The organism is Alkalihalophilus pseudofirmus, from assembly GCF_029094545.1.
Classification (GTDB): Bacteria; Bacillota; Bacilli; order Bacillales; family Bacillaceae_D; genus Alkalihalophilus; species Alkalihalophilus pseudofirmus.
Genome location: NZ_CP117835.1, coordinates 296,025 through 320,300 on the forward strand (window position 1 = coordinate 296,025; position 24,276 = coordinate 320,300).

Annotated in this window: 22 protein-coding genes; 16 read left to right on the plus strand and 6 right to left on the minus strand. The window is 40.1% G+C overall.

Annotated elements, in window-relative coordinates; genetic code table 11:
* The first annotated feature begins 185 nt into the window (after positions 1–185).
* Positions 186–971, plus strand: a complete 786-nt coding sequence (locus PQ478_RS01640; RefSeq protein WP_289235610.1) for a sulfite exporter TauE/SafE family protein — start codon at positions 186–188, stop codon at positions 969–971.
* Between the two features lie 70 nt (positions 972–1,041).
* Here the strand turns inward: PQ478_RS01640 and ureC are convergent, their stop codons facing one another.
* The 6 genes from ureC to PQ478_RS01670 form a co-directional block, all read right to left on the minus strand.
* Entirely contained in the window at positions 1,042–2,751 is a 1,710-nt protein-coding gene (gene ureC / locus PQ478_RS01645; protein WP_289235611.1) for an urease subunit alpha, read from the minus strand.
* Positions 2,748–3,125, minus strand: coding sequence for an urease subunit beta (gene ureB, locus PQ478_RS01650; RefSeq protein ID WP_289235612.1), 378 nt, complete (start codon positions 3,123–3,125; stop codon positions 2,748–2,750). The genes ureC and ureB overlap by 4 nt, the downstream gene beginning before the upstream one ends.
* The gene (gene ureA, locus PQ478_RS01655) at positions 3,122–3,439 is read right to left on the minus strand and encodes an urease subunit gamma (RefSeq protein WP_022629448.1); all 318 of its coding nucleotides are present in this window, start codon (positions 3,437–3,439) and stop codon (positions 3,122–3,124) included. The genes ureB and ureA overlap by 4 nt, the downstream gene beginning before the upstream one ends.
* Positions 3,440–3,623: 184 nt before the next feature.
* On the minus strand, positions 3,624–4,943 hold the full coding sequence (locus tag PQ478_RS01660; protein WP_075683957.1) for a CitMHS family transporter: 1,320 nt from the start codon (positions 4,941–4,943) through the stop codon (positions 3,624–3,626).
* A 197-nt stretch (positions 4,944–5,140) separates the two neighbouring features.
* Positions 5,141–5,854 carry a response regulator gene (locus PQ478_RS01665; protein WP_289235613.1) on the minus strand — a complete coding sequence of 238 codons (714 nt, stop codon included), beginning with the start codon at positions 5,852–5,854 and terminating at the stop codon, positions 5,141–5,143.
* Between the two features lie 13 nt (positions 5,855–5,867).
* On the minus strand, positions 5,868–7,523 hold the full coding sequence (locus PQ478_RS01670; protein WP_289235614.1) for an ATP-binding protein: 1,656 nt from the start codon (positions 7,521–7,523) through the stop codon (positions 5,868–5,870).
* Positions 7,524–7,680: 157 nt separating this feature from the next.
* Between PQ478_RS01670 and PQ478_RS01675 the strand changes: the two genes are divergently transcribed.
* From PQ478_RS01675 to PQ478_RS01745, 15 genes are all read left to right on the plus strand, one after another.
* Positions 7,681–8,082 (plus strand): hypothetical protein, encoded by a 402-nt coding sequence (locus PQ478_RS01675; RefSeq protein ID WP_012957303.1) that lies wholly within the window; start codon positions 7,681–7,683, stop codon positions 8,080–8,082.
* Positions 8,083–8,192: 110 nt separating this feature from the next.
* The gene (locus tag PQ478_RS01680; protein ID WP_289235615.1) at positions 8,193–9,599 is read left to right on the plus strand and encodes a sodium/glutamate symporter; all 1,407 of its coding nucleotides are present in this window, start codon (positions 8,193–8,195) and stop codon (positions 9,597–9,599) included.
* Between the two features lie 116 nt (positions 9,600–9,715).
* Positions 9,716–9,895, plus strand: a complete 180-nt coding sequence (locus PQ478_RS01685; protein ID WP_012957305.1) for a hypothetical protein — start codon at positions 9,716–9,718, stop codon at positions 9,893–9,895.
* A gap of 220 nt (positions 9,896–10,115) precedes the next feature.
* Positions 10,116–11,303: a M14 family zinc carboxypeptidase gene (locus PQ478_RS01690; RefSeq protein ID WP_289235616.1), complete on the plus strand. Its 1,188-nt coding sequence runs from the start codon at positions 10,116–10,118 to the stop codon at positions 11,301–11,303.
* Between the two features lie 332 nt (positions 11,304–11,635).
* Positions 11,636–11,929 (plus strand): WXG100 family type VII secretion target, encoded by a 294-nt coding sequence (locus PQ478_RS01695; RefSeq protein ID WP_012957307.1) that lies wholly within the window; start codon positions 11,636–11,638, stop codon positions 11,927–11,929.
* Between the two features lie 132 nt (positions 11,930–12,061).
* Complete coding sequence (gene yukD / locus PQ478_RS01700; protein ID WP_075683987.1) at positions 12,062–12,301, plus strand: ESX secretion system protein YukD; 240 nt, start codon at positions 12,062–12,064, stop codon at positions 12,299–12,301.
* Positions 12,302–12,385: 84 nt separating this feature from the next.
* A complete protein-coding gene (gene essB, locus PQ478_RS01705) occupies positions 12,386–13,690 on the plus strand; it encodes a type VII secretion protein EssB (protein WP_289235617.1) in 1,305 nt (434 codons plus the stop codon).
* A 13-nt stretch (positions 13,691–13,703) separates the two neighbouring features.
* A complete protein-coding gene (essC, locus tag PQ478_RS01710) occupies positions 13,704–18,143 on the plus strand; it encodes a type VII secretion protein EssC (RefSeq protein WP_289235618.1) in 4,440 nt (1,479 codons plus the stop codon).
* Between the two features lie 21 nt (positions 18,144–18,164).
* Positions 18,165–21,059 carry a type VII secretion protein EsaA gene (gene esaA, locus PQ478_RS01715; RefSeq protein ID WP_289235619.1) on the plus strand — a complete coding sequence of 965 codons (2,895 nt, stop codon included), beginning with the start codon at positions 18,165–18,167 and terminating at the stop codon, positions 21,057–21,059.
* Positions 21,037–21,525 carry a type VII secretion protein EssA gene (essA, locus tag PQ478_RS01720; protein WP_289235620.1) on the plus strand — a complete coding sequence of 163 codons (489 nt, stop codon included), beginning with the start codon at positions 21,037–21,039 and terminating at the stop codon, positions 21,523–21,525. Before esaA ends, essA begins: the two co-directional genes overlap by 23 nt.
* Positions 21,526–21,589: 64 nt before the next feature.
* Positions 21,590–21,934 carry a YwqH-like family protein gene (locus PQ478_RS01725; RefSeq protein ID WP_289235621.1) on the plus strand — a complete coding sequence of 115 codons (345 nt, stop codon included), beginning with the start codon at positions 21,590–21,592 and terminating at the stop codon, positions 21,932–21,934.
* Between the two features lie 12 nt (positions 21,935–21,946).
* Entirely contained in the window at positions 21,947–22,222 is a 276-nt protein-coding gene (locus tag PQ478_RS01730) for a YwqI/YxiC family protein (RefSeq protein ID WP_012957314.1), read from the plus strand.
* A gap of 14 nt (positions 22,223–22,236) precedes the next feature.
* Positions 22,237–23,754, plus strand: coding sequence for an LXG domain-containing protein (locus PQ478_RS01735; RefSeq protein ID WP_289235622.1), 1,518 nt, complete (start codon positions 22,237–22,239; stop codon positions 23,752–23,754).
* Positions 23,747–23,995, plus strand: coding sequence for a hypothetical protein (locus tag PQ478_RS01740; RefSeq protein WP_012957316.1), 249 nt, complete (start codon positions 23,747–23,749; stop codon positions 23,993–23,995). Before PQ478_RS01735 ends, PQ478_RS01740 begins: the two co-directional genes overlap by 8 nt.
* An 8-nt stretch (positions 23,996–24,003) precedes the next feature.
* Complete coding sequence (locus tag PQ478_RS01745; RefSeq protein ID WP_289235623.1) at positions 24,004–24,270, plus strand: DUF4176 domain-containing protein; 267 nt, start codon at positions 24,004–24,006, stop codon at positions 24,268–24,270.
* Positions 24,271–24,276: the final 6 nt, after the last annotated feature.

Here is a 24,276-nt window from a genome sequence, read left to right on the forward strand (position 1 = left end):
TCACTCCATTATGAATTGTAATGATATGCATTGTTATTATTTATTTCTATTATAAAGTAATTCGAGTTACAATCAAAATAAGAACGGAAGGATGAAGCAACAGGTAATCGGTATGGGCTCTTATATACCATATAGGGTAATTGTCGGGCGCAGTTAAATAAAATTTTAGATAAGAAGGTGTAAGTATGGAAGTGAATTTCTTTTTCATTGTGGTAATCTTTTTAATTGGTTTTGCAGGTTCATTTATTTCCGGAATGGTAGGTATAGGCGGCTCAATTATTAAATATCCGATGCTGCTCTATATTCCGTTAATCGTCGGACTATCAGCTTTTACCGCACATGAGGTGTCAGGAATTAGTGCCGTGCAAGTGCTTTTCGCTACAATCGGGGGTGTATGGGTATATAGAAAAGGAGGATACTTAAACAAAACATTAATTTTGTATATGGGAGTAAGTGTGTTGATTGGAAGTTTCATTGGAGGATATGGATCGCGTTTCATGCCGGATTCAGGCGTGAATCTCGTATATGGTATTCTAGCCGTTATTGCGGCAGGAATGATGTTTTTACCGAAGAAGGATATTGATGATATCCCTTTAGAAGAAGTGACGTTTAATAAGTGGTTAGCTGCTATGTTAGCTTTTCTAGTAGGGGTAGGAGCTGGAATCGTAGGTGCTGCGGGAGCATTTATTTTAGTGCCGATTATGCTTATTGTCTTAAAGATTCCGACGCGAATGACGATCGCCTCATCCTTAGCTATTACTTTTATTTCATCAATAGGAGCAGCTTCAGGGAAAATTCTAACAGGACAAGTTTTATTTTGGCCTGCCGTAATCATGATTATAGCTAGTTTAATAGCCTCTCCGTTAGGGGCAAAAGTGGGAAAGAAGATGAATACAAAAATTCTGCAATGGATGTTAGCCATTTTGATTTTTGCTACGGCCATAAAAATTTGGGTGGATATTCTTTTTTAAAAAGAATGAAAACATCAAAAAACGAAGCATCTCACTCTTTAAAAGGGGAGATGCTTCGTTTAGCTTATGATTAAAACAAAAAGTATCTTTGCCCGAGCGGAACCGAGCTTACCGGTTCACACGAAATCTCTTCGCCATCTGCAAAGACTTGATACGTTTTCGGGTTGATTTCAATTTGTGGCAGGGCATTATTCAATTTCATATCCAGCTTACTTAAGTTTCTTATGTTGCGAACAGGAGAAATCATTTTTGTTAATCCTAATCTTTCAGGGACACCAAGATCAATGCTTGCTTGCGACATAAATGTGATCGATGTAGAACGGTTAGCTCGTCCGTATGAGGCGTACATTCTGCGCATATACACAGGTTCCGGTGTTGGGATGGATGCATTTGGATCACCCATCTGAGCGCGCGCGATCATTCCTCCTTTTAACACAAGCTCTGGTTTTACACCAAAGAATACGGGATCCCATAAAACAAGGTCAGCTAATTTACCGCTCTCGATTGAACCGACTTCATGGCTTATTCCATGAGTGATGGCTGGATTAATTGTGTATTTAGCAATATAGCGCTTTACACGTTCATTGTCATGGTCATGTTCGCTGACAAGCGGACCGCGCTGTTTCTTCATTTTATCAGCGGTCTGCCACGTGCGGATAATGACTTCACCTACACGCCCCATAGCTTGCGAGTCAGAGGACATCATGCTGATCGCACCAATATCATGTAAGACATCTTCAGCGGCAATCGTTGCTGCACGAATACGCGAACGGCTGAATGCCACATCTTCTGGAACATTTGAATCTAGGTGATGGCAGACCATCATCATATCTAAATGCTCTTCCATCGTATTCGTTGTATAAGGCATCGTTGGTGTAGTAGAGGAAGGTAAAATATTCGAGTGAGAAGCGAGTCTCATAATATCTGGAGCATGGCCTCCGCCTGCACCTTCAATATGATATGTATGAATCACTCGATCGCCGATTGCTTCTAGGGTATTTTCAAGAAATCCAGCTTCATTTAGTGTATCGGTGTGAATCGCTACTTGAATATCAGCATCTTCTACGACTTCCATACATGTTTCAATCGCTTTTGGCGTAGAACCCCAGTCTTCATGAAGTTTAAGGCCGACAGCACCAGCTTCAATTTGCTCGATTAAAGGAGCAGGGTGAGAGGCATTTCCTTTCCCTAGGAAGCCTACATTTACAGGGAATTCTTCCGCGGCTTCCAGCATCCTTTCCATATACCATGGACCAGAAGTACAAGTTGTTGCTTTACTTCCCGTTGCCGGTCCTGTTCCGCCGCCAATCATTGTAGTTATACCTGATGATAGGGCCACCTCCATTTGCTGCGGACAAATAAAGTGAATATGAGTATCCACACCGCCAGCGGTTAAGATTTTTCCTTCACCTGAAATGACTTCTGTTCCTGCTCCGATAACGAGGTTAGGGTCAACATTATCCATAATATCCGGGTTGCCGCTTTTTCCTACACCGACTACTCGTCCATTTTTCACTCCCACATCAGCTTTAATGATACCTGTGTAATCAACGACGATGACGTTCGTAATTACTAAATCAAGGGCGCCATCTTTAGCTGTTAATCTGCCGTTTTGACCCATCCCATCTCGAATCGATTTTCCCCCGCCGAAAATCATTTCTTCGCCGTATACGGTACAATCTTTTTCGATCTCAATCCATAAATCGGTGTCTGCTAAACGTACTTGATCTCCAGTTGTCGGTCCGAAAAGCTCTGCGTATCGTTGTTTAGAAATCTTCATGATACAATCTCCTTTGTCATCCAGCCAGATTCTGTGAGTTTCTTAAGTGTTTTCTCTTTTCCTCCTTCATCTAGGGAGCCTTCTGTCATCCCATTTAAGCCATACACTGTTTTATTACCAGCTATGGAGACGAGCGTTACGCTTTGTTCTTCTTCCGGTTCAATTCGAATGGCGGTGCCAGAAGGAATATCGAGCCGCATGCCAATTGCTTTTTCTCGGTCAAAAGAAAGGGCGCTGTTCGCCTCTGCAAAATGAAAGTGCGATCCTATTTGAATAGAACGCGTTCCTGTGTTTTTAACAGTTAACTCCAATGTATCTCTGCCTGCATTGATCTCTATTGAACCTTCGGCTATCTTAAATGCTCCTGGTTTCATGATTTCACCCCCGCTTGTATTGGGTGATGAATCGTTACAAGTTTCACACCGTCCGGAAATGTCGCTTCAACTTGAATACTATCCAGCATTTCAGGAACACCTTCCATTAGATCATCCGCTGTAAGGACATGGCGTCCAAGCTCCATAATTTCTTCAACACTTTTGCCTTCACGCGCTTTCTCAATGGCGTAGCATGTTAAATAGGCAGTAGCTTCGGGATAATTTAATAAAATTCCACGTTCCTTTCGCTCTTTGCTCAATTGACCAGCAACGACGATTAATAGTTTCTCTTTCTCTACTTCTGTTAATTTCATGATCTAACCCTCCCAAAACAAATTAAAAAGAATATTTAGATTAATCAAACTTTAACGCGAAGAGGAACATGAAACAACAATGATGTTACATAATCTAACATGGAAAATTTGTCATTTGTGGATGAAGACTTATGAAAATGAAAAAAGCTTCTCATACCAAGATGGCTGAGAAGCTTTAAACTCGTTATACAATTCCAATGACTACAGCAATTATCAGTAACACAACGCTGAAGCCCCAAATCCAGAAGAAGGAGTAGCGAATATGTTTACCCATTTCAAGTCCTGCTAAGCCGAGTGCAAGCCACAGAGCAGGGGAGAACGGGCTGATAAATGTGCCGATGATATTACCAATCACCATTGCGTAAGCAGCTGAAGTCGATTCAACACCGTAAGAGGTTACAATTTGTTCAACGACAGGCAAGAGGGCGAAATAATATGCATCTGTGTTTAAGATCAGTTCAAATGGTGCACCGAAAAAGCCGATGATTAGGTGCAGATAAGGAATGATGAAAGCAGGAAGTAATGTAACAAGGTCTGTAGCTAAGGCATCAAGCATTCCTGACCCGCCTAAAATACCAAGGAAAGATCCTGCTGCAAGAATAATAGCAGCCATCAATAAGGCATTTGGTGCATGGGCTTTAATTCGATCCATTTGATCATCTACTTTAGGATAATTAAGCGGCAGTGCAATACTTAGTGCGATCATAAAGATAAATCCTGCCGGTAGAATGCCCCATACTAACATCGCAATTAAACCGAGCGTTAAGAGGAGGTTTACCCATAATAGTTTAGGTCTTGCGAGAGTTGTATCTTTTGTGGGAGCTACATCATCATCTGTAACATCCAATGCTGCCGCTGCTTCAAGCTGATCAGATGATACTGCAAGCTTTTCAATGCGGCGTTTTTCTCTTAGTCCTAAGAAAAAGGCTAATCCCATTAATAGAATAAGAGCGATAATTTGAAGCGGAATAAGGGGTCTCCATAATTCGGTCGGATCCATTCCAAGGACAGAGCCGACACGTCCAATTGGACCAGCCCACGGTACCATATTCATAATACTAGCACTAGTACCTACTAGTAATAGCAAAAGATACGGATTCATTTTTAACCGTTTATATAATGGAAGGAGTGCTGGGATCGTGATTAAAAAAGTAGAAGCTCCGGAACCATCTAAATGAGCAATCGCTCCAATGATAACCGTACCAACAGCCACAGCAACGATATTCCCTTTAGAGATCTTAATGACTTTATTAATAATTGGATCAAAAAGGCCGGCATCTTGCATAATTCCAAAATAAAGAATGGCAAAGATAAACATAATCACTACGCTGATAACTTTAGCTATCCCATCATCAAAGAACAATCCAATCTCTGCAATTGAGAAACCTGCTAAAAGAGCCCCAAGAATCGGTATCGTAATAAGGCTGATAATAGGTGACATTTTGCCGCTAAGAAGAAACAGGACAATAGCTAAAATGGTGACAAAACCGATGATACTAAGCATAATACTCTCCCCTTTGTTTTTAATAGTAAAGAGGGAGTTTTGTAAGCGTATACAAATACACTCAAAAATAAAATCCCTCTATTTTTCTAATTGTCTGATATTACAGAACTTTATCATGAAAAATAGAGAGGATGAAGTTTATGAACATTAATGATATATTGTTCATTTCGAGGGTTTTGTTCATTTTGTTCGCAGAGTTATTTGTTAGAAATGTAGAGTCGCTCCGGTCTTCCGACATCGCCATAACTTAATTCAGCCCGTGCTTCACTTATAGATACAAGATATTCTAAATATCTCCTTGCAGTGGAGCGGCTTATCCCTACGGCTTCTCCTAAGCTGCTTGCCGTTATGCCCGTATCACTATGTAAGCTTAAAATATTTTTAACCTTTTCAAGTGTGATGCTGTCAATTCCTTTAGGAAGCTGCTCTTGGTCTACTAAGGCAGCGGACTGGGAAGGGCTTTGCGCCCTGGTTAAGAGATCGATTTCTTCTTGGTTAAGCTTTTCTTTAGAAGAAAGGGATCCTCTTTGATCTTTGAATGTATCTAACATGCGTTTAAAACGGTTAAAATCAACCGGCTTTACAATATAATCGAAAATACCTCCGCGCAGCGCTTCTTCAATCGTATAAACCTCTTTTGCAGCTGTAATCATGACGATATCCACTTGATGCAAGTTCTCACGAATCTTCCAGAAAAGGTCAAGCCCGTTCACATCAGGAATATATACATCTAATAAGATGAGATCAGGAGTTGTTTCGTTATGATTAAATAGAAAGCTTTCAGTTTCGGCACCTGTCTTGCATAGGCCAATCACATTGAAACCATCCACTTTATCAACAAATCCTTTTGTTATTTCAGCGACACGAAAGTCATCTTCTACGATGAGTACGTTATACATTGGATTTTGCAAGGGGAGAACCTCCTTAGAAACGTTTTGTTTTAGGGATCGTTATGACAAAGCAAGCACCGCCAAGATCGCCTTCTTCTATATAAATTTGTCCATTCACTTCAGCGAGCACTTCTTTTACAAGAGCAAGGCCAAATCCACGATGCTCTCCTTTTTTTGTAGAGAACCCTTTAGTAAAAATGCTGTTCGCTGAATCGATTGGAATCCCTGGACCGGAGTCCTCCATTTCAAACACAAGGTCTTCACCGACATCGGTAAAAAAGATACTGACTTGCTGCAGTTTGGGGTTTGTTTTAGCCGCATCTATCGCATTTTCAAGAAGGTTTCCTAGAGCTGTGACAAGGGCTTCCTGCTGTGGTTCCTCTAAAGGATGCATTAATTGGCTGCCTTCTTCAATCACCATATTAACCCGTTGTTCCATTGCTTGATTGAGCTTTCCAAGAAGGATTGCCCCAACCATCGGATCAGTGACCTTCTCTAATACAGAATGGATCCAGTCTTGTTGAATATTATTTTCCTTTTGAATAAATGCAATGGCTTCGTCTTTTCTTTCTAATTGTAGCAGCCCTAATATCGTGAATAGTTTATTAGAAAACTCATGCGTCTGGGCACGAAGCGCATCAGCATATTGTTTGGCTTGTGTGAGTTCCTTGGTGAGCTGGTCAATTTCTGTTTTATTACGGAAGGTGGAAACCGCACCGATTAGTGTCTTCTCATAAAAAATAGGAACACGGTTGACTAACACGGTATGAGCCCCGACATACATCTGCTGATCATACTGACTTTCCCCGGAATGAAGAACGTGAGGAAGAGCAGACATGGGTAATACTTCTTGAATGGGCCTGCCAACCGGACTCTCTAGTGGTGATAGTGGAGCAGAGTGTCGATCTGTAAGAAGTTTTAAAGCGGCATGATTAGCCAGGGTAACTTTTCCTTCTTGATTGACTGCGATAATCCCCTCGTGCGTAGATTGCAGGATCGTCTCTTTTTGAAGCAATAAATGTGAGATTTCCTCCGGCTCTAACCCGAATAACAGTTTTTTTATGTAGTGAGCAATCAGGACAGCTCCAATGATACCGAGAGTGATCATGAAGAGAAGGACATACCAAAGCTCTTTACTGTATGTAAGAACCATGCTTTGCACATCATTTACTAAATACCCTACTGAAACAACTCCGACAATTTCTTCTTCGGAATATACAGGAACTTTTCCTCTGATGGAATACCCTAGGGAACCGGTGGCTTTTGATATATAGGACTCTCCGTGCAAGAGGGCAGGCGCGTTGTCCTCACCAACCATCTTCAACCCAATTTTCTCTTCATCAGGATGAGCATAACGGATTTCCTGAGTATTGCCGACAACAATAAATTCAGCGCCTGTCTCTTCTTGAATCGGTTTAACGATCGGCTGGATGACAGCTGCAGGATCATCAAGGGCAAATGCCTCTTGGATTTCAGGAATGAGTGAAATGCTTGTTGCTACGCTTAACGCTCGCTCACCTAATTGTGTTTCAATCGTATCAGAAAAGAAATAATGAAGAAACACACCCATGATGATAAAAGTAAGCGAAATTAATGCTCCTATTAACAGGATCATTTTTAATTTCAAATTCATTTTCACCTTAGGGGTAAGCAGGTGCTTCTCTTTAAATTGGTGAGGAAAAGAATCCACAGGGAGCTCTCCTTTCATTCTCTTTTGTATGTATATCTATAGTCATTATCTTCTCAATTTAACAAACGATCAAGATGGTGAAGGTCATAGGATGTTTCTTGTCTAGGTTTCAAATCAGAAGAGAGAGGGGATTTAGGGTACAAAGGAGTTGACGAAAATGAGATACGAAGAGTTTAAATTATCCATTATTGAATCAAAGCCTAGTGACTGGTTATATGATCAAGATACTAGTGTGTATGTATTCAAAGATAATATCTCCATTACAATTGATTCTGATATAACCGTTCCGAGTGAAGGATTAAGTGAAGATTGGATTTCAGCTTATGAAGATGATATTGCTTATGAGAAATTCTTTAATTTACGTTATAACGGAGTAGCGATAGAACGTTTTCGTACAGTAGCAGTAGACGGCTTCCGCGTATTTATACCTTATCCGGATAAAGAGCGTATGACAATCACTGAAGAGCAATATCGAATCGCAGATATTCTTAATCTAGTTTACAATGGCCCTGAATTACTTGATTATTTCGGGAGAGGCGATTTATCTGTCGTTGTTTAAAGCATCCTCTGAGGGTGCTTTTTACATTTGATAAATAAGGGTACGTTTTATCTTTCCCTCTGCAGGTAATATTTCTCTATAAAGTAAAAGAAGAGGGGGCCTTTGTTTTTATGTCGGCAGAAGTTGTAGGGTTTAGCTTTATCATATTAGGTATTTTACTTATTATTGGAAAATGGATTAGAGTGGCGACGCCATTTCTTCAATCTTTCTTTATTCCAAGCTCAATTATTGCGGGGCTTCTTGGACTCCTGCTTGGTCCGGAAGTGCTTGGTCAGTTTGGGATAGAAATATTTGAAGGAGGAGGGCTTTTCCCAGCCCCTATGATAGAGGTATGGGAAGTGCTCCCTGAACTGTTGATCAGTATCATCTTTGCCTCTTTATTCATAGGGAAGAAAGTTCCTAATATCAAAAAGATATGGAAGGTTGCTGGCCCGCAAATAACATTTGCCCACTTTCTTTCATGGGGACAGTACGTTATTGGGATTACATTGGCTTTAGTTGTATTAACGCCTTTATTTGGAATGAATCCAGCGGCTGGTGCCTTACTTGAGATCAGCTTTGTTGGTGGACATGGTACCGCAGCCGGATTATCTGGTACATTCAGCGGCGTTGGTTTTGAAGAAGGAAGAGATTTAGCAATTGGATTAGCTACTGTTGGCGTTCTAACTGGAGTTTTTCTAGGAATTTTACTAATAAATTGGGCTGCGCGTAAAGGGGAAACCGAAATTTTAAATAGTCCTGATGACATTTCAGATGAACAAAAGAAAGGCTTAATCAAAAAGGAAGACCAGCAAGACATGTCTGCTGGCAATCAGACAACTCGCTCTGAAGTGATCGAAACACTTACTGTTCATTTTGCATACATAGGGGTGGCTATTGCCATTGGGTATGTCATTTTAGAAGGGTTTATTTTAATTGAAGAGGCTCTATGGGGTGAGAATATGGAGCTTTTTGTTCACCTGCCTTTATTTCCTTTAGCAATGGTTGGTGCGGTCATAGTTCAGCTTGTTCTAAGTAAGTTTGTTAAAAAGTCCATTTTAGACCGGGACCTGATTACTCGTATCCAAGGGTTTGCCTTAGATTTGCTGATTGTCTCAGCTATCGCCACATTATCCTTGTCAGTCCTTGGTGAATATTTCGTTCCATTCTTACTTATGTCTGTTGCTGCAATAGGGTGGAATGTTTTGGCTTTCATATTTATTGCTCCTCGTATGATGCCTGACTATTGGTTTGAGCGGGCAATTGGAGATTTAGGACAGGCGATGGGGATGAGTGCTGCTGGTTTGTTATTGATTAAACTCGCAGATCCAAAAGACGAAAGCCCAGCAAAGGAAGGGTTTAGTTATAAACAACTGATGCTCGACCTTATTGTAGGAGGGGGAATTGTCACAGCAGCTTCCGTACCTCTTATTATAGCACTTGGCCCAGTTCTTACGCTTATTATTGCATTTGTGATCATGATATCATGGCTTCTTTTAGGCCTGCTTTATTTTGGGAAAAAGAAATCAACACAATAAATAGTTATTAAGTAAGATATGGAAAACTTAATCATAGATTCTTTTACATTTTTCTAGAAATTTCAAGATTAAAAAAGAAAATGTTTGGGAATAAGTGAGTGTAGGAGGGATAGAGAATGAAAAAATATAAAGTGACGTTTTATTTTTGTGGTGGAGAAAGTGTAGTATTTGAACTAGAGAGTGGTTACGAACTGAATCAGCAAATTGATAAAATTCAAACGGCTAAATGGTTCGATCACAAAAACCAGTATATAAACATGGAGAATGTCGAGCGCTTTGAAATTGAAGAACATTAAGTTCTACATAGGAACTTGCAGGAGAGACACTAGGTGTAACAGCCTAGTGTCTCTTTTTTCTGGCGTAAAACATATGACTAAAGTTTGCGAGTGTTTTTGTCGAAATAAGGCATCAACTAGTGCGTTATTACGCTTATCTAAAATTTCGTGTATCTAAGAAGGGATTCAATTTTAATAAGAGAATTCGTAGGTGAATGATAAAAGTTGAGGAGGAATTATTATGAAAAAACTTGCCATGACAGTAGGCACCAGTTTTTTAGCAGCAAGCTTACTTATGTCTCCAGCACAGGCAGCACAATTAAACACAGGTCCGGCTGTTCCGAGTGAGCAGCAATTATCGATTTCTGGCTTTATGACCTATGAGCAAATGCAAAAGCGTTTAGATCAGATTGTTAATAACAGTCAAGGCCGAGTTGAGGTTGAAACTGTTGGGGTGTCTAACCAAGGAAGGGACATTTATAAGGCAACAGTAGGAACAGGTGACCGCGTTATTCTGATCGAAAGTGAAATTCATGGCAATGAAAAGACGGGAACGGAAGCTTTATTAAATATTTTGCAATTCCTAGGCTCAAGTAATTCACCTAAAGCAAAACAAATTCGTGAAGAGGTAACTCTTGTTGCGCTGCCGAAGATGAATCCAGATGCTGCGGAGTTAGATCGAAGAGGAAATGCGATGACGTGGGCGGAAGTAGAAGCTGCCTTTCCGCAATTAGAGGGTGTTACCCCATCCTGGAATTATTACTCGCGGACTCTTCAAGGAACGAACTACGGAGAGCTTCCAGGCTTTGATGTGAATCGTGATTTCAATCCGGATTTAAATTATGAGCCTAAAGCAGAAGATTTTCCTGGTAACTCAGCATCTCCTGGCTGGTTCATTACACCAGAAGCCCAAACAGTAAGGGACGTGTATCTTAATCTTCAAAAAGAATTTGGGAATGTCGATGTATTTGTAGACCTTCATCACCAAGGACCATTTATGAAAGTAGAGGGAACGGATGATGATGTGACAATGTCGATCTCAGCTCAATTTGTCCCTGATCCAAGTACCGCGGCTGGGGAAAAATACAGTGAATATGCAGATGCGTATGATTATGACTTCTCACGTCAGCTGAATGTAGCTGTTTATGATGCATTGCAAATCGGTAATTCGCGATTTAAAAACATTTCCCTTTATCAGCAAGGGTTGGATCTGCCTGGTACAGCACTCGGCTCTTTTGCTTTAAATGGAAGTGGGACGGTTTTATTTGAAGTCCGCGGCCAAACGCAGAGCTTCGGCCAAAAGATGAAAGGTCAGCTAGTAAAAGCTGTAGAAGATGGCTTATATGGAATCATTGAAGGGGTGGCTGATGAGTCTGTATATGAAATCGATCCTGAAGAATATGAAGATATTCCATTAACGATTAGATAGTCTGATCACTTACAAGGAGCCGGCGAGCTCCTTGTTTTTCTTTTTATGATAAATAAAAAGAAAATTTTGGGTTAAGTGCATATTTTTATCTAATAGTGGGTATTTAAAGATTAATCTAATATAGTCTATTAATAAAGGTTGGGTATTTAGTCGCTATTTGTCTAATTGTGCTAGTTACATTTTCCTTGTTTGCTAAAGGTGAACAGCCGGAAAATTAGTGGATTAATAGGTCATTAATAGTGTTTTAAACAAATAGTGGTAGATGCGTTGACTGTAAAAAAATAGTTGGTAAGCTATAAGAGACAAAACTAAATGTTAAAGGGGTTGTGGACATGTCAGATGTAATTCGCTTAACACCGGCTGAACTACGTGACGTTGCTAGACAGTATGATACAGAGAGTGGTAATATTTACGACTTACTTACTCGTCTTGATGGTATGAGCAGTCACTTACAAGATGTTTGGGAAGGTGCTTCAAGCCAAGCATTTGCTCAACAATACCAAGAACTACGCCCGTCTTTCGATCGAATGGCAGCTCTATTAAACGAAGTATCTATGCAGCTTGCAAATTCTGCACAAGTTCTTGAAGATACTGACCGTCAAATTGCTAGTCAAATTCGCGGCTAAGTAAAGCGTACGGTAAAGTAAAAATGTGCAGTAAAGTAAAATAATAAGATAAGTACAATGAAATGATAATGAAAAGGAGCGCTGACAACACACTTGTTTATGCGCTTTTTTTCCTGTCTTGGGGTGATTTTAATATATATACAGGTAACTATTGACATGCGTCATTATGAGGGAGAAACCTTTGACTTGCGATTATCTGATTATTATTCTGTGAAAAAAGTCATTGATATTGTTTGGCAGATCAAAGAAATAAAAGAGCCTCCTCGTGAAGGCAATTGGGTAAGGATTGAGAATAAAGAAAAAGTCCTTCCGGGTCATGCCACTCTTCAAGCGAGCGGAATCACAAACGGTGACAAAATCGTCATTATATAAGGTAGAGGATTATATCACTAGATTAAACAATTAGGTGACCAGTTACTGAGTTACTGACTAAGAGCCTTTAAAGGAGTACCTGCTATGGAAGAAAAACGGCTATCATATTTAGAAAAAGAAATAGAAGCCACGGTTTCAAAAGATAAAGGTCAGCATGTTTTTCGTTTTCAAAAAGCGAAAGTGAAACTAAGCGATCCTCTAGAAGCAGGAATGCTGACAAAGTTAGATGACAAGATTGAAAGAATTGTTGAAGATACAGAAGATGAAATCAAAATCATCATGAAGCGCCCCAAATCGATCTTGAACTTTGCAATGATCCAGCGTAAAACAACCTATGCTAAATGGCTGCTCGCTCATAATCTTTTAAAAGCGGTAAAGACTCATTCGTATACAAGACTTCATTTGATTGTGTGCCCTGAGAACATCGTATTTGATAAGAGCTTCGAACCAATATTCCTCCACTACGGGGTGAAAGAAAGTCTTCCTCCTTATAGTCAAGAAAAAGATAATCTGACACGTGAAGTTAAAGCGACAATAAGTGAGTTGATTGACCCAGCTCATACATTTTACGACTATTATCACTATCACACAACAATGACGTTAAGTCCCTTTGTAAAAGAAATATTTGAGTGCAGCACGTTAGACGAATTAACAGCTTACGTAGAAGAAACGATTACAGAGATTGAGAGCCGTGAAAAGACCCTTATCTCTCTTCCAAAGAAGAAATGGTTTACACATAAATACAGCTTAATTGCAGCGGCTGCTCTATTACTACCATTTATCGCATACAGCATTTATTCATTCTTTTTTGTGCAGCCGAAGCAGGAAGCATTTATAGAAAGCAGTGAAGCTTTCTTAATGACAAACTATAGCGAAGTCATTAATCAGCTGAATTACTACGATTCAGATGGTATGCCGTATGTGGTGCAATATCAGCTGGCCACTTCTTATGTAGAGTATGAACCTTTAACGGAAGATCAGCGTAATGCTGTCCGCAACACGCTGACCCTTCAGTCGGATGAACGTTATTTCAAATACTGGATTCATATTGGCAGGGGAGAAAATGAAGAAGCCGTTGATTTAGCTAGGTCCTTAGAAGATAGAGACCTTGTCATGCTTGGGCTGCTTAAGTATCGCGAGGATATTAAAGCCAATGACCGCTTATCGGGACAAGAAAAAGAAGAAGAACTGCAAATCATTCAAAATGAGATAGATGAGTATATGAGAGAACGTGAGGAGCTAGAAGCTGAGGAAGCGGATACTGTTGTAGAAGAAGAGGAAGAAGAAACACCAGCTTCAGCACCAGCTCAGCCAGAACCTCCATCAGAACCAGAACCATCTGCTGATGAAACAGAAGAAGCAGCAGAGGAAGAAGATTCCGAGTCTTAGGGAGGTGAGACAGATGCAACAATTGTTTGTGTTTTATAAGGATACATATCAACTTTACCCGTTGGATCACCATAAACGAGTGACGATTGGAAACAGTGAAGAACATTCACTTACTGTTTATTCTCATCCATTTACAAGCGGGGAGTTATCCATTGTAAAAGAGGACGGATATGTACTGTATCAAGAAGGGGAGCGTCTTACAAAACTGAATTTTTGGGAACCATTCACGCTCACAGAGGAAGGTCATAGCATAACGTTCATTTTAAAAGAGGGTTCCAACGCCGAGGCTACGTATTATGTTGGGCATCAAAAAGAAATAACGGTCGGTCATAAAGAAGGTGCGACGATTGTCCTTTTGAACCATTTAGGAGAAAACCCTGTAAGTGAAAATCCTATTCTAATGGACCTTATAGAGGAGACATGGCGTGTTAGCGCAGCGAGTGATGCTATCGTTTATGTGAATGGCAAGCAGCTTAAAGAGAGGAAGCCTTTGTTTAATGGTGATGTAATCTATTATTCAGGTCTCTCTATGACATTTATCGAAGGGGATCTTCTGCATTTGTCAGGATCAGACGACTATGAAACCTCCCTAGCACGTGCGATACCGCCTACTTCTGAAATGAAAAAGAAGTATCCAGATTATCGCCGCACACCAAGAATGATTTATGATCTCCCTGAGGAAAAAGTAACGTTTTCGTTTCCTTCCCAAGAAGGGGATGACAACCAAAGGGCATTATGGCTGTTAATCCTGCCCCCGTTAATGATGCTCATTGTAATGGGGATCGTGGCGTTATTAATACCTAGAGGTGTCTTTATTATCATTTCAATTGTTATGTTCACAACGACGATCTTCACTTCAACTATTCAATACTTCCGGGAGAAGAAAAAGCGCAAAATCAAGCTAGCAACGCGTCTGCGAGTGTACAATCGCTATCTAGAACAAAAACGAGAGGAACTACAAGCGTTATCAGATCAGCAAAAGAAAGTGCTGTATTACCATTTCCCTTCATTTGAGAAATTAAAAACAGACGTAAGACAGATTAGTGATCGTATTTTTGAGCGTACTCTAGAAAGTGAGGATTTCTTGCATTTTAGAGTAGGGAGAGCAACGGTTCCTGCTAGCTATGAGGTAGCAGTCGGAAGCTTAGATTTTGCAAATCGTGAAATTGATGACTTAGTTGAAAAATCACAAGAAATGATTGATGTATACAACAAAGTAGACAATGTCCCGTTAACGATTGATGCTTCTAAAGGAGCAATTGGATTAATTGGGAAGCAATCGATTGTGCAAAAAGAGATTCAGCAAATTGTCGGTCAGCTGGCGTTCTTCCATAGCTATCATGACATAAGATTTGTTGCAATTTTTGATGAAGAAGAATATGGAGATTGGGAATGGATGAAATGGCTGCCTCATTTTCAGCTGCCGCATTCCTTTGCTAGAGGCTTTGTTTACAATGAGAGAACGAGAGACCAGTTGTTATCATCTATCTATGAAATATTAAGAGAAAGAGATATGGACGAGGAGAAGGATAAGAAACGTTTTTACCCTCATATTGTCTTCATTGTATCGAATCGAGCATTAATCTCTGAGCACCTGATTATGGAATACTTAGAAGGCGAAGATAAAGGGATTGGCATGTCTACAATCTTTGCTACAGATACAAAAGAGAATTTGGCTGAAACGATTCATACGTTAGTAGGCTATATTAATGATCAACAAGGTGAAATCCTTATCCAAGAGAAAAAAGCGCTGCATACAGCGTTTGATCTAGACAGCCACGAACAACAAGGCAATGAAACATTTGCTAGAACACTACGTTCTCTTAATCATCTAAAAGGGATGAATAATTCGATCCCTGAAATGGTTTCATTCCTTGATCTATTCAATGCGAAAGATGTAGAAGAACTAGATATCCCAAATAGATGGCTTACAAATCAGTCTTCGAAGTCTTTAGCTGTACCCATTGGATTAAAAGGGAAAAAAGATGTAGCTGTCTTAAATTTACATGAGAAAGCTCACGGGCCTCATGGACTTTTAGCTGGTACTACAGGTTCAGGTAAAAGTGAACTGCTTCAAACGTATATTTTAAGCTTAGCCGTTCATTATCACCCTCATGAAGTGGCGTTTTTATTAATTGATTACAAAGGCGGAGGGATGGCCCAGCCATTTAAGCAAATCCCTCACCTTCTTGGAACCATTACAAACATAAATGAGAGCCAAAACTTTAGTACACGTGCTCTCGCTTCCATTAATAGTGAGATGAAGCGCCGCCAGCGTTTATTTGATCAATATGAGGTAAACCACATCAATGATTACACAGACCTTTATAAAGAAGGCACAGCCAAAGAGCCGCTTCCTCATCTGTTTCTTATCTCAGATGAATTTGCCGAGCTGAAAAATGAGGAGCCTGAATTTATTAGAGAGCTGGTCAGTGCTGCAAGGATTGGGAGAAGCTTAGGCGTTCATTTAATTCTAGCGACCCAAAAGCCTGGCGGTGTAATTGATAATCAAATTTGGAGTAATGCACGTTTTAAGATTGCTTTGAAAGTGCAGGATGCAACAGATAGTAAAGAGGTCTTAAAAAATTCGGATGCAGCAAATCTCACGATTACGGGACGTGGTTATTTGCAAGTAGGAAATAACGAGGTGTATGAATTATTCCAATCAGCTTGGAGTGGAGCTCCTTATCTTGAGGAGACAGTCGGTACAGAAGATGAAATCTCGCTTGTAACCGATCTTGGCCTTGTACAGTTGTCTAACGTAAGTGCAAAAGTAAAGCGCGAGCAACGGAAAAAGCAGACCGAAATAGAAGCTATTGTATCAGAAATAGCAAATGTTCAATCCACAATGGGCATTCAAAAACTGCAAAGTCCATGGCTGCCGCCTCTCGCTTCGCGTCTTGCGAGTGAGGAAGCAGGGAGTGTGGAGGAAGGATTTCTTATCGGCTTAAAAGATGAGCCTGAAAGACAAAGTCAAACACCATATCGTTACAGGTGGCAGGAAGACGGCAATATCGGTATTTTCGGGTCATCTGGGTACGGAAAATCAACAACGATCATGACCTACCTGCTTCGTTTTGCAGAGGCGTTTACACCAGAAGAACTTCATTATTATGTATTTGATTTTGGAAATAGTGCGCTTCTACCGTTGAGACAGCTTCCTCATACAGCTGATTATTTCAGATTTGATGATCAGCGCAAAATCGAAAAATTTATGGTGTATATAAAGAAAGAAATTGAAAAAAGAAAGCAGTTGTTCCTTGATCATGAAGTGAGTAATATCACTCATTACAACCGTCTTGCAGATGAAATACTACCGACGATTGTTCTTACGATTGATAACTTTGATCTTGTGAAAGAGGAGCTTCCTGACATTGAAACGCAGTTTATCCAATTTGCCCGAGATGGTCAATCGCTTGGCATCATGGTTATGCTTTCAGCCACAAGAATTAATGTGGTAAGGCAGCCACTAATGAACTCTTTAAAAACGAAAGTCGTTCATTATTTAATGGATAGTAATGAGAAGTTTTCAATTATCGGCCGCACACCGTATGAAGTAGAGGCAATAGCCGGTCGTTCGTTAATCATTAAAGACCAAGTAGCTCTTTCTCAGATGTACTTGCCGGCTTGGGGTGAGGGTGATTTAGAGGTTCTTGCTGCCGTAAAAGATAAGATCGAACGTATGAAGGAAAGGTATCAAGGCTGTCGATTGCCTGCACCTATTCCTATGCTTCCTACTAATCTTGACTACCAAACATTTGCAAAGAAATATGCTGCTACTAAAAAGCAAGGGTCACTGTCGATTGGATTAGATGAAGAGACGGTGTCTACGTTATCAGTCGATATAGAAAGTGAGCATTGTCTCGTCGTTGGTCAAAGTAAAAAAGGTAAAACCAATGCAGTAAAAGTGTTATTAGAAGAAATGTTTAAACAAGAGCATGCAGATGTTGCTCTATTTGACGGGGTTGATCGAGGTTTATCAACATATGCGAGCCGGGATGGTGTCCTTTATATGGAGACTAAAGATCAAATTAATGATTGGCTCAATAGCGTTGAAGAGACTCTAAGACGTCGTGAGAATGAGTATTTACAAGTAATAGGCCAATCCAATGCACTGACATTTGCACCTATTTACTTGGTTGTAGATAGCGTTTCGCGCTTGCAACAAACGATTGATGCACAGATTCAAGGAAAGATATCAACATTCATGAAGCAATACACTCATTTAGGCTTTACGGTGATTGTTGCCGGAAACACAAACGACTTTACAAAAGGCTTTGATCCTTTAACAAATGAGTTAAAGCAGATCAGGCAGGCTGTACTATTAGCGAAGAAATCTGATCAGAGTTTAATTACACTGCCGTTTACACGGAATGAGCCGGAAATTCTGGCTGGCTTTGGTTACTTGATTCAAGATGGCACAGCAACAAGGATGCAAATTCCTAAATGCTAAAGCAGGAAAGAAGGGCAGAGAATGCTTGAGAAAACGAATTTAATAAAGTTAATTGCGATGATTGTCCTGATCCTTGTCCTGCCGAGCTTGTTCTTTTCTTACATTGGTCAGGAACCAAACAAGAGACAAGACAACTCTTCAGGGCAAATCGCCATTGTAAACGAAGATTTAGGAGCTGAATTTCAAGGCGAGAGGGTATTTTTTGGTCAGGCTGTAACAGCCTCTATCGGTGAGAATTCAGAATACAATTATGTGGTAGTAGGAAGAAATGCTGCCGAGTCTGGCCTTGAGAGAAACCAATATGATGGAATCTTGTATCTATCCTCTGATTTCTCAAATAATATTTTAACATTTAAAGAAGATCAGCCTGAACGAGCTTCCCTGAGCTATCAAATTCAACCAAACTTAAATGCAAGAAATATTGAAAGGGTTCAGCGTTCCCTTCAAAATGCTAGAAGCCGAATCAATAGACAAGTGACGAGTATTTATTGGGATGTAGTGGCACAAGAAGTGAATGATATTCGCCAAAAATTCGATAACATCGTAGAACGGGAAATTGCTTTCCAAGAAGCGATGTATTCCTTCTATGCACCGAATTCTCAAACGATCGCAAGTGAAGTGGAAAGACAAAAAGAGCTGCTTGAACAACTGCTCAGCTCATCTACAGATGCAGAGGCCACGTCCGAAGAAGCGATTGCCAATATCGAAACATACGAGCAGCAGCTGAGTGCATTTTTAGAAAATGTTCAAGCATATCGTGAGTATCAAGAGCAGCAGAACGAATTATTCATGACAACTAGTCTTGAAAATCAACAGCTGCTTGAACAAGGGCTTACAAGCTATGAATCTACCATGTACAACGGATTCGATACAATTGTACGAATCCAAGAACGCCCAAGACCAGCATTTACGAATGATGGTCAAGATTTTTCACAAAGTGTCTCTAGGGTACAAGGTGCGATTGATGGTAATTATTCAGTACTATCCGATTTAAGAGCTTCCACAGGCGAGGAGACTGTTAATCAACTAGCTGGTCATCTTGAAGATGGACAAAGAGAGATGATGAATACTTTTAGAACTCAGCGAATGAGTTATTCTTTTAATCAGCTAGAATCAGCTATGCTCCCAATTCGCGAGGAGTTGACCAATGGATCAAACGGAGGGGGAAACGAGGGAGGCCAGAACCCGCCTGCTGAAGTTGATGTTGATATACCAACAGCTACCCTTGCCTCCGCTGAATCATTAACTGAACTAAAAGCTCAGCTGTCACAATTAAAGGGAGCGATTGATTCAGCCGCTAGTGACTCTCCCTCAGACGGAGAAGAGGGCGAAGAAGGCAGCGGAGGTCAACAAGACCACTTAGAAGGTCTTCGTGCTTCTGTAGCTGCACTTGAGAGTGAAATTGAAAAAATAGAAGGAGAGCTAAATGCTCAATCTTCTACTCAAGCAGAGTGGGAACGAGTGTTAGAAGAATTAATTGCTCAAATCGAAAGCACACCACAGCAGCAGCCAAACCCTGGGAATCCAGGGAACAGAGCAATCATTGATAAGATCAATCAAAAAGAAGCAGGCATCCTAGGTTCTTCTTACTTATCAACCTCTCGCAAAGATCGATTAGCTCCGTATTTTGGAACGGCTATTCAGACCCAAGATACTGATAAATTATTAACGTATTACTCACATCTATCTGCGTATCACGAGGCTGCTAATCAGTCTGTGGAACAAGAAGATGAGTTAATTTCTGATATTTTAGCAGGCAGTGAAGGGCTCACAGCTGTTGAAGAAACTTTTGAATCCATTCAAGGAGGCTTCAATGATCTTCAATCGGGATTAGATCAATCGATTGATGATCTTGACCTTTTAGAAAGTGACTTTGAAGGATTTGTTGAGGCTGTTCATACTTTTATTGATGAATACGATGAAAGTGTTCAGCTTGAACAAGAGGCGATTGTAAGTGAGCTGCAAGAAATTGAGGAAAATGCGAATCTTGTCACGCTTGCGTTGCGCGAAGGTATCGAAACGCCGGAGGTTGAATCTCCTCCGGTAGATGATATGAGCGGAGAAATGATCGTATCAAATCAGCAAAATGCCATGGGCAATATTGAACAAGTATCAAACTTAGTCAGTTCGCTGTCTGATCGCTCAAATTACGTCAATGAGTATACTGATGAGTTATATGAAAAAGTAGGCTCTGTTCAATCTAGAGCAGATGAATTAAATAATAACTGGGCTACCAATGTAGAAGCCTCACAGCTTGTACAAAACGACCTTTACAGTATTCTTAGAAATGCTGTAGTGGATGGTCAGCCAAATCCTTACGTGTATGATTACCTGTCAAATCCAGTCCAAATCAGCGGTGAGGCTCCTGAAGAAAGAACAAATAATACGCCTCCAGTTGTAATGCTGGTTATTATCTTAGTGTCTGGGTTGATTATCGGATTGTTTGTACACTACTTCTCTTATGTGCCAGCCATGCTTAATGCATCAATGTTTGTATTATTAAATATCGCTGTCGGGTTAATCATTAGTATTTATGGGCTTAATATTTACCCAATGCATGATGTTCAAGCATTTAAGTGGACGATTGTAACGATCCTGCTATTAACTGCAACGGCTGGATTGGTTCAGTTAGGTCTAGTATTCGGTCTAATAACCGGCGGTCTTGTCATCGTAGGTCTAATGCTGTTCTTTGTCACACCGCTGCTTGATCTGGTTATGCCGAATTTCAGCATGAATCATCCGGTCTCTGAAGTCTATATGTCAATCCAATTTGGAAATCAATCGATGTTCATTCCAGCTGTTATTGTTCTATCTATTGTGAGTATCATAGCAGCAGCTGCTGCATACTTCATTAGAGGACGCCGTCTTACTCAAAAAGAAGAGGAAGATCTAGATGAAAGCTATGAAGCTTCTTAATATATCTGCCGTTGTTTGTTTACTATTTTTTCTCCTTCCGTCTTTAGTTCTGGCGGAGGGGGATCCAATAGTAGAGCCTCAGGAGTACAAGGAACGACAAATTAATGTAGATTTAAATTATTACAGAGAAGACGAACGTGTGAGGCGGGAAGCGCTGTCTGAAGAGCAAAGGGTGCTTACATTTACGCAAAGAGAAATGAAATACTTTAATGATGTGTATGACCAGCTCTTTCACACAGAGACGATCGAAGTGAACACCATAACTGCTAAAGCAGAGCGGCTCGATTTATTTAATGGAGAAGCCGAACCTGCGAGGCAGACCCGGACAGAGCAGGAATCTGAAACAGGGCTCCTTCAAATTAGTACCATTTTAATCTTAATTGTCATTCTCACGATCGCCATATTGATGCTAGTCGTTATTCCAAGAATGATGAAAAAGCCTGATAAGTTTGAGCAACTAACATAAAGAAGCATGACAGAGAGAAACATGCTTCTTTTTCTTAAATAATTAAAAGAGGGAAGTGTCATTTATGCCATTAACTGGATTATATTTGAACTTACGTCAAAAGCAGGATGAACTTGCAAGACTTAGATCATGCCGTACTGAATTGATGAATTGCAGAGAAGATTTCTATAGCAATGAGCATCTATGCAAGAATCCTAGTTTATCTTCTGTCACATGGGCAGGGAGCCTGGCAGATCGGTTTGAAAACCTACGTGAAGGCGGCCTTGTATCAAGTTACCGGGAATTGCCGGGAAGTCAGCTTGATACCTCTCTTCAAACTCTCTCATCTAAGATTTCACAGACAGAGCAAGAAATTATTTCACTTCAACAATCGATCGTTGCTGCAAAAGCCGCGATGGTCGCACGTTAAGGAGGGGTATAGATGAGCGAAATTAAAATTATATATGCGGATGTAGAGCAAGAATTAGCAAAGCTGCAAACCGCTGTTCAAGCACTAGACCCTTCAATGCCTTCTTCAGTAGGAGAAAATAATGTCCTAGATGTAGTAGACCGCCTTAACCAGCTGAATCAACAAATGAATCAAATGGTTGAAGCATACCAGGCCCTGCTCCTAAAAAACGAAGAAGACACCCGTCAATCAATTGAAACGATGAAACAGGCCGATCAGAATGTAAGTTCGCAGATTAATAGTAAATAAGAGAGGTGAAGGCGATGAAAAAGCTCGATGTGAAAGATCTACAAGAGAGCATAGATAAGGTGCTCTCTACTCTTGATTCCAAACAAGAGGAATTTAAACTTATAGATGAGCGTATTCAGGGCTTGCTAGCGAAAGAACAGTCCTTTAAAGGTGAGGGTGGAAAAGCGATCCGATCTTTCTATTCAGAAGCTCATTTGCCTTTACTTCAGTATTTACAAGGATTTAATTCAGAGTATAAAGGGACACTTGAAGGAATCAAAGGGGCATTAAATACATTTGAACCAGCTAGTAATGGCTTTATTGATGAAGGCTTTATTAAGGAAGATATTCAAGATGGGTTAGAGCGGGCAAAGAGTACTACAGTTGATTTCACCAATCAGACTAATAACGTCATGTGGAAAGTTGATGGGATTGTCTCCCTGCCTAGATTGAACGAAGAAGAGGTTATTCATCATGTACAACAAGCTAATAGAGAAGCTTTAGAAACGGTAGAAAACCTATATACATTTGATCAGCAGCAAAAAGAAAATCTCGACCTGTTAGGTGAGAAGTTAAATGTTCTCACTGCGTTAATCGCAGACCTGCAAACAATGTTTAACAATAAATCCTTTGATATTAGTCAGTTTCCTCAAGGGATCCTTGTATTCAATCCAAATTACCGAAAAATTATAGAAAACTACCAAGCTCAAAATAGCATGAAACAACAGATCCTTGCTTATTATGGCTTTCAAGCACATCAAGTTGCCGATTACCAAGGTTTAGAGGGTTGTATCAGTCCGCATTTAGCCGTGCCTCATATGTATCTGGGACAGCTGAATACAGCAACTGATAAGACAACAACTGATAAGACAGATGAAGGTGCTGGTGTTGGTAATCTATATACGTATTATCAAGTCTTAAAGAATATTGATTTTGAAGAAACCTATGGGAATACCAATGTGTTAGCTCAGGGTGCAGGTAACTATAATCTTGATATAGCTCTAAATCAATCGGGTTTCAATCTATCTGCAGGGGCAAGTATTGTTGATACGAACTCACAAAATAAAAGCAAGGGTCAGGATGAAAGTGAAGTGTTTCAAAGAATGTTTTATGCTAATGGAGAGGTTCAATTACCATCTCTATCAGGATTTAATGAAGCATTTTCAGATGGTGATTTAATCGGAGGGAAAACAGAGGCTGCCGTATCACATAGTAATTTGGCTCATGAAAACTCGCCTGTCAGTTTTGATATGAAACTCTTCTATGGAGATGCTCATGCTGGTATTGAAAATTATTCTGCTGGTGCAGGAGCAGGTGCGGGCGTGGCTAAGGCTGGACTTCAAGTAAACCCGCTTAATTTCTTTGGATATGAAGTTCTATCTGAAGTATTTAATATTGATAAGTCTCCATATGTAGGTGTAAATGTAGGTGTTGGAAGCGCAGGTGCATCGGTCAAATTCGGTACAGAGAGTGAAATTTTTGCAGCATTAGGGTTAGGTGTGGGAATCAAATTTGGAGTTGACGATGTAGAACGGAGTAAGGAAGATGAGTAAAGATAAACAATCAATAGTAAAAAGTATACATGCAGCCTTTATTGTTGGAAAAATAATGACGATAGTGTTTGGCTTATTAATAGCTATTATTTTCATTTCAGATCCGAGTTCTAAAACTCCTGAAGAGTGGATTGTTATTGTATTTTCATTACTGGTCGTTTCGATAGGACCTTTAACGATTCTTCACCTTGTACACCATAAAGTTTTTCTTAAGAAATATCCGGAGATAAAACAGAAATGAGGGAGAGCATGGCACAAGAGTGGTTACCTATAGGGTCAGTAGTAAAAGTAAGAAACTTCAATAAGCCTGTAATGATTTACGGCAGGAAACAGAGACAAGAAGCTTCCGGTAAAGTGTTTGATTATGTGGCAGTTCCTTATCCAGAAGGTAATATTTCTGAAGATTTTAATATGTTCTTTAACATTTCAATGATCGCTGAAGTTTATTTTAAAGGGTTTGAGACAGAAGAGGAACTCAATCTAAGAAACTCTCTTTCAGAAGAAGAAAATCATTAAGTAAGC